Origin of the sequence: Niastella populi (assembly GCF_002078015.1) — a bacterium.
Lineage (GTDB): Bacteria > Bacteroidota > Bacteroidia > Chitinophagales > Chitinophagaceae > Niastella > Niastella populi.
This window is the reverse complement of record NZ_LWBP01000219.1, coordinates 12,879-25,682: the sequence shown is the minus strand read 5'-3', so window position 1 is coordinate 25,682 and position 12,804 is coordinate 12,879. Positions and strand designations below refer to the sequence as shown.

General features: G+C 48.9%; 8 protein-coding genes. 6 read left to right on the top strand and 2 right to left on the bottom strand.

Going from position 1 to position 12,804, the window contains the following annotated elements:
* The first annotated feature begins 200 nt into the window (after window positions 1-200).
* The 5 genes from A4R26_RS28630 (at window position 201) to A4R26_RS28605 (ending at window position 10,163) form a co-directional block, all read left to right on the top strand.
* The gene (locus A4R26_RS28630) at window positions 201-1,190 is read left to right on the top strand and encodes an FHA domain-containing protein (RefSeq protein ID WP_133054814.1); all 990 of its coding nucleotides are present in this window, start codon (window positions 201-203) and stop codon (window positions 1,188-1,190) included.
* A gap of 93 nt (window positions 1,191-1,283) precedes the next feature.
* The gene (locus A4R26_RS28625) at window positions 1,284-2,768 is read left to right on the top strand and encodes a PP2C family protein-serine/threonine phosphatase (RefSeq protein ID WP_081169967.1); all 1,485 of its coding nucleotides are present in this window, start codon (window positions 1,284-1,286) and stop codon (window positions 2,766-2,768) included.
* 2 nt (window positions 2,769-2,770) lie between these two features.
* Window positions 2,771-4,567 (top strand): serine/threonine-protein kinase, encoded by a 1,797-nt coding sequence (locus A4R26_RS28620; protein WP_081169966.1) that lies wholly within the window; start codon window positions 2,771-2,773, stop codon window positions 4,565-4,567.
* 409 nt (window positions 4,568-4,976) lie between these two features.
* The gene (locus A4R26_RS28615; protein ID WP_081169965.1) at window positions 4,977-8,996 is read left to right on the top strand and encodes an FtsW/RodA/SpoVE family cell cycle protein; all 4,020 of its coding nucleotides are present in this window, start codon (window positions 4,977-4,979) and stop codon (window positions 8,994-8,996) included.
* A 282-nt stretch (window positions 8,997-9,278) separates the two neighbouring features.
* Complete coding sequence (locus A4R26_RS28605; protein WP_081169963.1) at window positions 9,279-10,163, top strand: FHA domain-containing protein; 885 nt, start codon at window positions 9,279-9,281, stop codon at window positions 10,161-10,163.
* A gap of 129 nt (window positions 10,164-10,292) precedes the next feature.
* On the opposite strand, the gene A4R26_RS28600 is transcribed toward A4R26_RS28605, so the two are convergent.
* The gene (locus A4R26_RS28600; protein ID WP_081169962.1) at window positions 10,293-10,700 is read right to left on the bottom strand and encodes a nuclear transport factor 2 family protein; all 408 of its coding nucleotides are present in this window, start codon (window positions 10,698-10,700) and stop codon (window positions 10,293-10,295) included.
* Between the two features lie 569 nt (window positions 10,701-11,269).
* Here A4R26_RS28600 and A4R26_RS28595 point away from each other — a divergent pair.
* Window positions 11,270-11,695: a response regulator gene (locus tag A4R26_RS28595; protein ID WP_081169961.1), complete on the top strand. Its 426-nt coding sequence runs from the start codon at window positions 11,270-11,272 to the stop codon at window positions 11,693-11,695.
* A 2-nt stretch (window positions 11,696-11,697) separates the two neighbouring features.
* Here A4R26_RS28595 and A4R26_RS28590 read toward each other — a convergent pair whose 3' ends face one another.
* Window positions 11,698-12,669 carry a Gfo/Idh/MocA family protein gene (locus A4R26_RS28590; RefSeq protein WP_081169960.1) on the bottom strand — a complete coding sequence of 324 codons (972 nt, stop codon included), beginning with the start codon at window positions 12,667-12,669 and terminating at the stop codon, window positions 11,698-11,700.
* Window positions 12,670-12,804: the final 135 nt, after the last annotated feature.

Here is a 12,804-nt window from a genome sequence, read left to right as displayed (position 1 = left end):
GCCTCTTTCCGCATTTCCTAACAGTTCGTTAAACCCTCCACATGAAACTGTTAAAACAATCCTGGCAGGGTTTTCTCCACTACAAAGAGCATTCCAAACCTATGCATTTTATGTTTTCTTTACGAAGCGCACGTTCTCAAATCAATTATTTTTAATTCGTCTAAATGATCGCCGTAAACCAGGTTAAAACAGGGAATTCCATGAAGAAAAAGTCAGGGGATTTTTTTTCCGCCCTCAAATCAATAATACTACCGGAAAGCAATGACCAGCGTGCCGCTAACGGACCGGTCACCAACAACGTTATCCTGAAAGAATTGCTCGACTGCTTCGACAATTCATGCAAACGGGAGTCGGTTGGTAAAAGTTTATTATTCAACATGCATTTCCTGGTCATTCTTCACCCCGATGTGTACGAAGAGCGGTTATCATCACTTCCCATCATTGTAAAAGAAGCGCTGAAAGCATTTTACCTCAAGCTCAAAAGTTATAAAAAGAATTACGATGAACTGTCGCCCGTGTCGTTTCACTGGCATTTCCGGTTTGCACCAGGCACCGATTTCAACCAGGAAAAAATAACGGTGGAAGATGTACGCGTTATCGGGATGCTTACCGGACTGAAACCTATCGGCAGCGGCGGCGGCGACCGGCATAATACCGCCAAAGTGACCATGAAATCAAAAGCTACCAATGTTTTTGATAAAATGGATATCAACCTCGATGTGCTGCGCCATTTACATTTTGCCGAGAACGGCACCTTCACGGTAAAGTTCAATCCCGAATTAAACATCACCCATGTTGCCGTAACCAATAACGCCACCACGCAAATCACGGCCCGCAAGGCCGATGCCGGTTTGGCCCGTATTGAATACTATACCGCCGATACCAGTAAAGATGCGGTGTATATTATGAAAGATACCGAAATCGTGATCGCGCGAAAGGAACCGGAGAACCTGGGCTACAGCAATTACCTGTTGATAGAATCGGGGTTCGTCAGCAACCCGCATGCACGCATAAGGTGGAATGAAGCGCAGCGCTCATTCCAGATCGCTTCCTTCAGTAATAACGAAACCCGGGTAAACGAAACGGTGATAGAGAAAAGTGAAGCCGGCAACCCCCGCTGGTTCGATCTGCGCGACAAAAGCCAGGTATTGCTGAACGGCATGGTAACGCTTACATTTAAACAGTTGTAAACAATTCCATGATCAACACCATCTCATCCATAGCGTTGTTCGTATTTGTGATCGTTTTATTAATTCGGCATTTTAAAAACCTGCCACGATAATATGAAAACTATTTTGATCAGTGGCAATACGCATCCCGGCATGCGACGGACGGAAAATGAGGATACCTATACCTGCCGGCCGTTATGGACGCCCGATCAGGCGTTGCTGGTTGTGGTTGACGGGGTAGGTGGGTATGCAGGAGGAAAAAGGGCGGCGGCTATTGCCAGGGAAGCTATCGACCAGTACATGCAAACGCCAAAAGGCGATACGCTTACCATGTTGCGCGAAGCGGTGATCTTCGCCAACAATCGTATTGCCGAAGAGCGCGCGCAAAACCCGAAGTACAGCGAAATGTGCTGTGTGCTTACAGCGGCCGTCGCCGATGCAGGCGCCGGCGCGGTTTATTTTGTGCACGTGGGCGATACGCGCATGTACCGTTACCGCAAAGGCGTATTGCAAAAACTTACCAAAGACCATTCATTCGTTGGGCTGCGCGAAGATGCCGGTGAAATAACCGAACGCGAAGCCATGAGCCATCCGCAGCGTAACCAGATCCTGCGTGAAGTAGGTTCTACCATTCACCGCATCGATGACGATGATTTTATGCAATACGGCCGGGAGGAATTGCTGCCGGGTGACGGACTGCTGTTGTGCAGCGACGGACTTACAGATATGGTTACCGCCAGACAAATAGCGGAGATCCTGGCCTCCGGCGCTGCATTGAATACAAAGGTCAATAACATCATCGCGCTTGCCAATGAAGCAGGTGGCCACGATAATATAACCGTTGTGCTGTTGAAGAACAACCGCACCAAACAAACCGTGCAGCCAACTAACGGTACAAAAGTTAAAAAGACCGTTAAAACAAAAAACGGCGCAATTGCTTCACCTCCATCAACAGACAAGAACAGCGCACCGCCTGAACAGCCTGCCACTGAAACCACCACACAACCTTCAGCGAAAAGCACAACTGTTAAAAAAACAGGCGGTGGTAACAAATGGGTGAAATGGAACGTCCTTGTAATTGTGTTACTGGCGGTCAGTTGCTGGTTCTTCTTCTCGCAAAAGGAAAAAGCTAATGGAAGGCCAGGCAGGAATGAAGCAACGATCGCCCCAGCCGGTGAAGATACCGGCAGCAAAATGCCTTCATCTATTTTCAGCGGCCAGCATGCAGCGCCATCGGGACCTGTTGTGGAAAAAGCGCCGGACACCATGCGGCTGACGGGCCCGAAGAACATCACCGATGTACAGCATTTTGCCGATAGTGTAGGCAACAACCTGCTGCTGATGCCGGCGAAAGAAAAGGCAAATCATTTTGCGGCAGTAGAAATTAACAAATCGTCAGGCAGGGCAGGCGATACAATTGTCATCAAAAACCTGCGGCTGAAAGGGTTTGAGACCGGCATAAAGGTGAGCATACCGGTTCATGTAAAATTGGAGAACACATTTTTTGAAAACGTTAAGTATCCTGTGAGTAACCTGGTTAAACCTGACACTACAAATAAAGGTCTCTCTGTACAAATGACCAATACGGAGATACAATAAATATGGCAACATCCATTTTCAGAGAATATTTTAAAGGATACGAGATCCTGGGTGAAATAGGCAGGGGCAATGCCCGCGTGCTTAAAGCAAGGCACCTGGTTTCGGGTAACCTCGTTGCCATCAAACACTTTGCCTTTAACACCGATGCCGACACGCTGCGCCGTTTCCAGCGCGAGTCGGAGATCATGAAATCTATCCAGCACGATCATATTGTTAAGATCGTCGATGTGCATCTCGATGCGGAACTGCCGTATATCGTGATGCAGCTGATCGAGGGCGGCGATGTACGCCGCCTGCTGAAAGAGCGCGGTACGCTCGAAGTAGATACGGTGATCCAACTGGCGCAGCATATGACCGATGCGCTGGAAGCCATCCATGCCAAAGGCGTTGTGCACCGCGATATAAAACCCGAGAACATCATGTACCGCCGCATGCCCAACGGCGAACTGCAGTTCCTGCTTACCGATTTCGGCATTGCCAAATTGCGCGAGCAAACCAATACGGTTACCGGTTCTTCCATGCTTACCTATGAGTATGCATCGCCTGAACAGTTCAATCATTCAAAGACCGTATCAACGCCCACCGATTACTATTCACTCGGTATTGTACTGTATGAATGCCTCACCGGCACCGTACCGTTTGCCTATCACGATGAAGACCTGTTGTGGCATATCAACCGCGTAATTGAATCGCCGGTACCCGAACCGGTACTGCCCGATGACCGGTATCTGCCGCCCAGCCTGCTGCAACTGCTGCATGCATTGCTGACGAAGCAGGCCATGTACCGCTTAAGCGATACCGCGCAGGTGCGGGCGCAGTTGCAAAAAGCGGCCATTGAAAATGCACAGGGCCAGTTCAGGAAAAAAACATTACCGGCGCCGCCCAAAGAAAAAAAGCTTACGCAGGTTTTCAACAAACCCATGGCGGTGCCCAAAGTAGTGGCAGGCAAAAAAAAGGAAATTGTGTTTACCATAATGGGCGTGTTGTTGTTCAGCGCATTCATGATGGGCATGTGGGCAGTGTTCCCGCATAAGAAAAGTGCTAAGTCGGCCGAAGAGGAAGCCGCCACTGTGCTGCCGGTCGATTCGGTATCCGTTGCACAGGTAAAACGTAAATCAGGCACCGCACCAGATAATAAATCACTGGTAACACCCGCGGTGCATACAACACCCGAACCGGATAGCGAACTGGTGGAAGTTGCCAGTGCCGCCGCACCGGCTGCGCCACACGATGCGGGTGTTGGTTTGCCCAACGGCGTGTATTACGATGATTTCAGCGGTGGCGCCGATACCATTTGGGAAACCGGTAAAGATGAGAACAGCGAGTTCAAATTCGAACGCGGAAAATATATCATCAAAGGACTCACCGATTCACTGACCTATCATGCCACCGTAAAGTTCGACCTCGATATCCAACGCAACTTCAGCGTGTCGGCCAGCGCTACCCAATGGGGCAATGAACCCGATGAAGCCTATGGCATCAACTTTTGCGGCAATACCGACAGCGACGCCTATTTCGTGTATTATATCACCGCCAGCGGGTATTATGCCATCGGCGCCATGACCAATGGCGACTGGCATCCCATCATCAACTGGACGCGCTCGGTGAATATTCACCAGCATAATGCCATGAACACGCTGAGCATTGAAAAAAGAAACAACTCGATCTATTTTTATATAAATGATAAAGTAGAAAATGTGTTGCCATTTACCGGCGGCTACGGCAATTGTTTCGGCCTGCGGGTCGATGGGGCGCAAACGGTAGCTTTTGATCAGTTGATTGTAAAAGGCACGAGGTAGTTATAAGTTTTCATAAGTTTTAAGTTGTAAGTTATAAGTTTTAAGTTTTGAATACAGCTGCAAGCTAATGCAGGCTAAAGGCTAAAGGCTAAAGGCAAATACAGAATACAGCTGCAAGCTGCAAGCTGCAAGCCGTAAGCTGCAAGCTGAAAGGCAAATACAGCCGAAAGGCGAAAGCAAATACAAAAGGCAAATACAGCTACAAGCCGCACGCTGCAAGCGAATACAAATACAGTTGTAAGCAAAATCCAGGATCTGAAAGCTGCTGCTCGTTATTATGAGGCTCGGGTTGGAAGAACCACAAACAACAAACGACAAACCACAAACTAAGGATGGAAGCTGCTGCTCGTTATTATGAGGCTCGGGTTGGAAGAACCACAAACAACAAACCATAAACCACAAACTCAGGATGGACGCCCCACGAAGTACATATAATTCTAATAAAACAGAAGGGTGGTTATTGTTAACCGGCGCCGCCGTACTACTGCTGGTATTGTTTGGAAAACTCTTCTTTACATTATATCCCGGTTTAACCCGGACCAATGAAGCCCTGCAAAATGGCCGCGCCATAAAAGTGGAAGCCGCTATCAACAGGGACTCCCTAAAAAAGATAATCGTCGCCGGTAATTATTTCTCCGACAAACGCGATGTTGACCTGCTGGTTGATTCACTGTCGGCCCGGTTAATGAATACCGGCCATATCGATAACCTCGGCTCCATCAATAAAAGCGCATTTGGATTGTATGCCCCGCTATCGTGGAAATCGCCCGAAGGCGGCATAGATTTTCAGGGCCGCATAGAAGCTTCGCGTCAACGCCTCGGTTTCGATTCGGTTTTGTATCAGCAGGAATTGAAAGAACCCGTCAATTATCCTTCTACAGTAAAAATTTCCACCGGAAAATATGAAATAAGCGGACGAGTTCTTTTCCAGGACGAACCCATGGCCGGCACACTGGTGCAGTTGCGCGAACATATTGCCACGCCCAATGAAGATTCGTTATACGATCATGTGGTTTATGCCCGCACCGGCAGCGATGGCAAATTTCAGTTTACGGGTTTGATAAAGGATTCAGGTTACAGCGTATTGCCCTTACAACCCGGTTTTGAATTCGGGAGCAGAAAGGGGAGCGCCCAGCTTGCCGGCAACAAATCGTTTACGTTTACCGGCAAACCGCATAAGATCAGGTTGATCGGCGCCATCGCATACGCACAAATAAAAGCCGACGGCGTGTTGCTGGTTCGCACACCCGAAGAATTCATAACTTCCTACTGGCTCATCGCCGGCGGTTGCATCCTGGCTTTCTTCCTGGCCCACCTTATTTTATGGTTCCGCAAAAAACAACCCGATGTATTTATACTGCCGCTGTTACTGTTGTTATGCGGCATTTCCATCTTATTACTCTTCAGCATTCAACACCCCCTTACCGATACCCTGCATGCAGCACAGGCATTACAGGGAGTTATAGTTGGTCTGGCAGGGTTTGTAGCTTTTGCATTGATCGATATTCGTAAATTATATACCCGCTGGTGGTTCGATGCGCTGTTCAATTTCAAAAAGAAAAGCGTGTATGGCCTGCGCGGGTACACCTGGCTCGTTCTGGCCATAGCTATGGCGCTGCTGACCTTGTTGATAGGTACCGGTCCGGAAGGCAGCGGGGTGAAAGTGAACATCCAGCTCGGCGGTTTTACCTTTCAGCCCAGTGAAATAACCAAGTACCTGCTGTTGTTGTTCCTCGCCGGTTTCTTTGCCGCCAATGAAGAGAACATCCGCAACTTATCGGATATCCGCTGGCGTTTTATCGTTAGCATTGGCGTACTGGTGGGTGTAGGCTTTGTGCTGGCGTTGTACTTATTAATGGGCGATATGGGGCCGGCCATGGTAATGTGTTTTACCTTTTTGTTTTTCTATAGCATTGCACGCGGGAATTTATTGATCACCCTGCTGGCCGGTATCGTGTATTGTCTGCTGCTCAATTTTATTCCGGGCTGGCTGGCCACCGCCATCAGTTTTGCGGCGGTTATTGTAACCATGTTTGCAATGCGGCAGGTGAAAACCGTAAAATGGTATGGCGCCCTTGCCGTGCTGGCCGATGCGCCTGTTATCGTTTTACTGGTGATCGCTGCCTTTGCCTTTGGCGATCAGTTGCCCGGTATCGGCGACCGCCTTGCCGATCGCAAAGCCATGTGGTTAAGCCAGTGGAATAATGACGTTTTTGGCGGCGATCACCTCGCGCATAGTTACTGGACGCTCGCTTCGGGCGGGTTGACCGGGCAAGGCCCCGGCCGCGGTTTTCCCAATACCATGCCCGCTGCGCATACCGATATGATCCTGCCGAGCATTGGGGAAGAACTGGGCTGGCTCGGCCTGGTGGCCGTGTTCCTGTTGTTCGGCATGCTCATTCACCGTTCATTTTTACATGCACGCCGGGCAGGACAACCATTCAGTTTTTATTTATGCGCCGGTATTGCCATTGCCACGGGTATCCAGTTCCTGCTGATCGCCGGCGGTTCCATAGGCTTATTGCCCCTGACGGGTGTAACGGTTCCCTTCCTGAGTTATGGAAAGATCTCGCTTATAGTTAACCTTGCCGCCATGGGTATTGTAGCCGGTATTTCTTCCCGGCCCGGCCTGGCCATTCAAACCGGACACCTGCGCCGGTATTATGATTTTGTACTGGGAACGGGGATCATATTTTTCCTCTCCGGTATTGTGGCGCTCATGGTGAAGTTGTACCAGGTGCAGGTAGTGCATAGTAAAGAGATTTTGGTAAAAGCGGCCCGCGTTATCAACCGCAACGGGTTGCCTATTTATAGTTACAACCCGCGGATAGATAAGCTCACGCGGGTGCTGGCAGCCGGTTCTATCTACGACCGCAACGGCCTGGTCATTGCTACCAGCGAGCCCAACGACATCCGTCAACATATGGATGCTTATCTCGCAGCAGGTATCGATACATTCCGGTTGCAGAACCTGGTGCAGAAAAGAGTGGTGCGTTTTTATCCGTTCGGGGAAGACCTTTTCTTCTGGACGGGCGATTACAATACCCGGTTGTTCTGGGGGCAAAGCAATGGTTATTTTGCCGAAGCGCGGCATTTGACCTCATTGCGCGGTTATGCCACCAGTCCGGAAAAACGCGATTATGTAAGTACGGAATACCGGGCCGATAAATTTACGCGGCCGGTGCAAAAGACCATCAAACTGGTGAGTTATGATTATTCGCCGCTGGCGGAAAGCCTGCAATCGGGCATCGATACCACCAATGAAGCGGTGCGAAAAATAAAACATAAGGACCGCGATATTCATTTAACCATCGATGCGGCTTTGCAGAAAGAGATCCAGGATTCCTTACGCAAAAGCAATTTCAAAAATGATCGCATAGCCGTGGTAGTGCTCGATGCGGGCACGGGCGACCTGCTGGCTTCTGCGCTGAACCCGCTGCCCAACCTGCAAATGCCCGACCTGATGCTGCTGCCCGACCGCGAAAGAAATAAACTGCCCAAACCGGTAACCGACCGCGACCTCGGCATGACGTACGCCACGGCGCCCGGTTCCACCGCAAAAATACTGACCGGCCTGGCCGCCTTTAATAAAATGGGCGCCGATGCCGCCAAAGTGAAATACCGCGATATCTATCGCAACGAGATCTTCCGCGATAACCCCACCGAACAGGAACCGTTCATTCCCAAGGTGAATTATGTCGATATGCATGAAGCCATCGTGAATTCGAGCAATATCTTTTTCATTCGCATGGCCAATGAGAACAACCTCGAAGATCAGCTGGCTGCGCTGTACCAGGCAACGGGAATGAATATCAGTCAGCGCGGCGGGTACGATTTTGCGCCCTCATCGAACCAGGAAAAGTTATCGGAAGAGCTGGCCTTCTGGCGGAAAGAAGTATTGAACCACGACCGGCGGGCATATAACAACCCGCGTTTGCAGGGCACCAAGAACCGTTATCGCAGTCCGTTCTCGGGGCTGGCCTGGGGGCAAAGCACGCTCACTTCCACACCGGCCGCTATGGCGCGGATGGCGGGCGCTATTGCCAATAACGGGGTGATGATGCCATCGAGGTATCTGTTGCAGGAAGCGGGACTGAAGCAGCCAGTGGGCACAGGTGTTGAAATAACGGAGGATACGTCGTATGCGGGTACCCTCACCCGGTATATGATCGATCAGAGCAATCAGCCGTATAAACAGAAAATAAAGAACCTGGTAGTGGCCGGTAAAACGGGTACGCCAGAGCGGGTGATCAATGGCGAGATAGAATCTGACGGCTGGTACGTGTTCTTTGCGCCAACGCCCGATCGCAAGTCGCGCACGGTAACCTGTATTAGAATAGAAAGGGGGAAGGGTTCGTCCAACGCCGTGCTGGTGGCGAATTCCATTGCGAAGGTGTTGGAGAGGAGGGGGTACATCGTATCGTTTTAAGTGAGATATGGTTGAGCGACAGGCACCGAGGTATGAAGGGAAGCTGAAAGTAAATACAGCTGTAAGCTTCAAGCTGCAAGCTGAAAGCAAATACAGCTGCAAGCTTCAAGCTTCAAGCTGCAAGCCGCAAGCTGCACGCTGCAAGCCGCAAGCTGCACGCTGCAAGCTGCAAGCGAATACAGGGTTCCGAAAGTTAAAACCGAAAGGCGTAAAAAATTTGCTTAGGCTTTTTGCTGATAAAGTAAGACGTAACAGTATCAATAACCACCATACATCATAATAATGAAAAACTTCCTTAAACGCCTGCTTTCCAACCCCACGCCGGGAGGGCCTGAACAGGGTGAACACACGCCGGCCACCGGTAAGCCGGTGGCAGCAGGGATGCAACCGGCATTATCCATTCCGGCCACAAGGGCAAAACGGGAAGAGATCGTACGGTTTATCATCAACGGGTTAAAGCCCTATATTGATGAAAAAGGACATACCATTGCCGGCTTGCGGTTATACATGCTGTGTAACAGCAAGGAGCTGGAAGAAACGCTGGCCGTAGCCCTGTGCAGCGATACGCCGGGCATGTTCCGCAAAGATCATCTCGAGCGCAAGCTGGTAAATAATTTCATTCAACTCTCCGAAGGCTGGTTCTTTGAACATCATATTGTAAAAGATAAAGTGCCCGACTATTGCATCACCAATGGCACTATGGGGCTTGAAGTGATCAGGCGCGGGCAGGATTTCGTACAGCAGTACTCCGTTGCCCGCCTGCAGGTGCTGGTAGGAAAAGCCGAGTTTCCCGAATACGAACTGAACCCGCAGCAGCAGTTGAAGTTCAATATAGGCAGAACAAAAAGTCCGCAGCTCACCAGCGGAAGAATTCATACCAATGATATCGTGTTCTGGGGAAAGGAAGATGCGGCGTTCGATGCGCAAAACGGCGAAGCCAATTTACATGTAAGCCGCAATCATGCCTACATCATGTATAACCCGCAGCTTGATAAATTCTTTCTGTTCCCCGACAGGGGCGGGCTGCCCGAAAACGGCAACAAAACGAAGATCTATACTGCCGATGATAAAGTGAAGTCGCTGAATGTACCGGGGGTAGCGCATGAATTGCAGCATGGCGATCAGATTGAATTAGGCGGCGCTGCGATATTGGTGTTTACTAAATAACTGAATGTGCTAAGTTGCTAATGTGCTGATTAGCTAATTAAAAATACAGAAGACCCGTAACGCTTACGCTTACGGGTCTTTATTCATTGGCGCATTAACTGACGCTATATTTGGATTTTCATTAGCACATTACTCTCTCATTGCCCGCGCGCAAACCAGCGTATCAAAACAATCGCGGAAATGAACTATCTGATCGTTATCATTGAACTCATAGGTCATGGACCAGAAAGAAGAGAAGCGTTTGTTCGTTTTACGCGCCACCGCGGTGTAGTGACCGGTTGCAATAACCAGGTTGCCGTTCTCGAGAATATGTTCAACGGTCATGTCGGTCATATTAAGCGCATCGTTCAGTTTACCGAAGAACTCCCTTATATCGTTGCGGCCATGATAGATGCCGGCAAAGGAAATTTCCGGTTGTCCCATCACCTCCCAAATGCAGTCGTTGCTCAGTGATCTCAGAATAGTATCAATGTCGCGGCGGTTGAAGGCATCGTAAAGTTGGTTTACTTTCATGCCATAGTGAACTAAGGTTTCCATAAACAATTTTTTAAGTGAAGAAATATTGAGATGTTGGGGTACAGGGGCGTTGGGATACCGGGATAATGGGATGGGATGATGGGATGGGATAAGAAATTATACAAACAGCGTTTCTAAATATACTACATTTTGCAGGCGATCGGTACAAGATATAGCGGGTTTATTTTTATTGTTTCCCTTTGATTGTTGCAACGATACGCTACAATGATAAAGCAAATTGAATTTGTATAGAAGATGACAGTAGTGAATGTTGATGCATGCTCAATGGTTTAACTTTAACCAGCATGGTGTCACCGTAAAATGACGGGATTTGAAGTAAAATTTGTCAAACATTTTTATTTTTCGACCTAAAGATTTAACTTACTTCTCGATTGATTACACAAACCCGAAGAACACTTTCATTAAGTTAAGGATCCAGGTTCTCTCTCTGATTATTAGTATCCTGTACCGAATTAAGAAACACTGTTATTTGATTTTTTGTTATTCCGCCGAAAGACCCGGCTGGTTCTGAATTGCGTAAATACCTCGTGTACTTACCTGATTTGTATTGTTTACTGATATTACTAATAATGATGAGTCAAAAACCTTTTATTTTAATTGCCGATGATGATCAGGAAGATCGGTATTTGTTGCATACGGCATTTGAAGAGATAGGACGATCTAATGATATTTATCTGGTTGAAAACGGGTTGCAGGTATTCTCCTACCTCGACACCTTTATAGAACAATCGGGCATGCCCTCATTGATAGTGCTTGACCTCAATATGCCAATGCTCAATGGCATGGAAACACTGTCGCGTTTAAAATCGCATAATGTTTACAAAAACATCCCCGTAATTATTTTCACTACCTCGGTGCATGAGGTAGAAAAAGCAAGATGCCTTGAGATCGGCGCGGTTGACTTTATCAAAAAGCCGGCGCGTTTTCAGCAAACCATTTCAACGGCGCGTTTTCTTCACGATTCGGCAAGCGAAAATCGTCATGCAGCATGGTAGCGTCAATGCTGCCCGCCTGCCAACACTGTTTCAATGACCTTCATATTGTTGATGGCATCCTGTAAAGGGGTAGGCACCGGTGTATCGTTTATAACCGCCTGTGCAAAAAGATCACCCTGCAGCGTGTATTGATCAACCGGTTCAAAAGTAATCTCTTCCGAACCGCTTTTTGAGTGCAGCCACAAACGGGTTACCGCGTCGGGCGGCGCATTGAAAGGTATTTCAATTTCAACACGGCCTTCGGTACCGAGTACCTGTACCCGTTGGTAAGGCATTAACTGGGTTGAACAGGTAAAAGTGGCGGTTCCGTTTAAAAATTCAAGCATACCCGAAGCCATGGTATCGGTAAGCAGCACGGGGTCGATGGTAACGTGACCGTATACTTTCAACGGTTCGCTGTTGAAGATAAACCGCGCCAGCGAAACGCAGTAACAACCGATGTCCATCATGCCGCCGCCGCCCATGTCTTTCTGGTTACGGATGTTATTGGGGTCGGCATTGAAGTAAGAGAAGAAGGAGTGAATGGTTTTCAACTGCCCGATCCGGCCTTCATCGACCAGCTTTTTGGCGCGCACCCATTGCGGGTGAAAGCGGTACATAAAGGCTTCCATTACTTTAACCTGCGGGTGCTCCTGCGCCACCTTTAGCAATTGCCTGGCTTCGGTTGAAGAAAGGGCAACCGGTTTTTCGCACAACACATGTTTACCGGCCTGAATGGCTTTCTGCGCCCATTCAACGTGCATATGGTTGGGCAGCGGAATGTATACCGCGTCTATGTTGGGGTCGTTCAGTAATTCTTCATACGAACCGTATACGGTGGGGATATTCAGCCGGGCGGCCGTTTCGGTTGCCTGCCCGATGTTGCGGGAAGCAATGGCGGCGATGTAGCAATACTTTCCACGTTGCATGGCGGGGATCACTTTCTCCCGCGCTATTTTGGCGGTGCTTAAAATACCCCAGCGGACTTTGTGCATAATATGAGTTCTTTTTTTCAAAAGTAAGGATAAAGCACAGGCTGTACACTTTTATGAACCCGGCAGTAGAAATACTATGTACATGAAGTGGTGTGTGCATGACTACATGGCGGAACGCCTGCGTTAGTATAACGG

Excerpts from the sequence above, each read along its gene's own strand:
- A4R26_RS28630 (WP_133054814.1), top strand. The coding sequence starts at position 201 with ATGAAGAAAAAGTCAGGGGATTTTTTTTCCGCCCTCAAATCAATAATA.
- A4R26_RS28625 (WP_081169967.1), top strand. The coding sequence starts at position 1,284 with ATGAAAACTATTTTGATCAGTGGCAATACGCATCCCGGCATGCGACGG.
- A4R26_RS28620 (WP_081169966.1), top strand. The coding sequence starts at position 2,771 with ATGGCAACATCCATTTTCAGAGAATATTTTAAAGGATACGAGATCCTG.
- A4R26_RS28615 (WP_081169965.1), top strand. The coding sequence starts at position 4,977 with ATGGACGCCCCACGAAGTACATATAATTCTAATAAAACAGAAGGGTGG.
- A4R26_RS28605 (WP_081169963.1), top strand. The coding sequence starts at position 9,279 with ATGAAAAACTTCCTTAAACGCCTGCTTTCCAACCCCACGCCGGGAGGG.
- A4R26_RS28600 (WP_081169962.1), bottom strand. The coding sequence starts at position 10,700 with ATGGAAACCTTAGTTCACTATGGCATGAAAGTAAACCAACTTTACGAT.
- A4R26_RS28595 (WP_081169961.1), top strand. The coding sequence starts at position 11,270 with ATGATGAGTCAAAAACCTTTTATTTTAATTGCCGATGATGATCAGGAA.
- A4R26_RS28590 (WP_081169960.1), bottom strand. The coding sequence starts at position 12,669 with ATGCACAAAGTCCGCTGGGGTATTTTAAGCACCGCCAAAATAGCGCGG.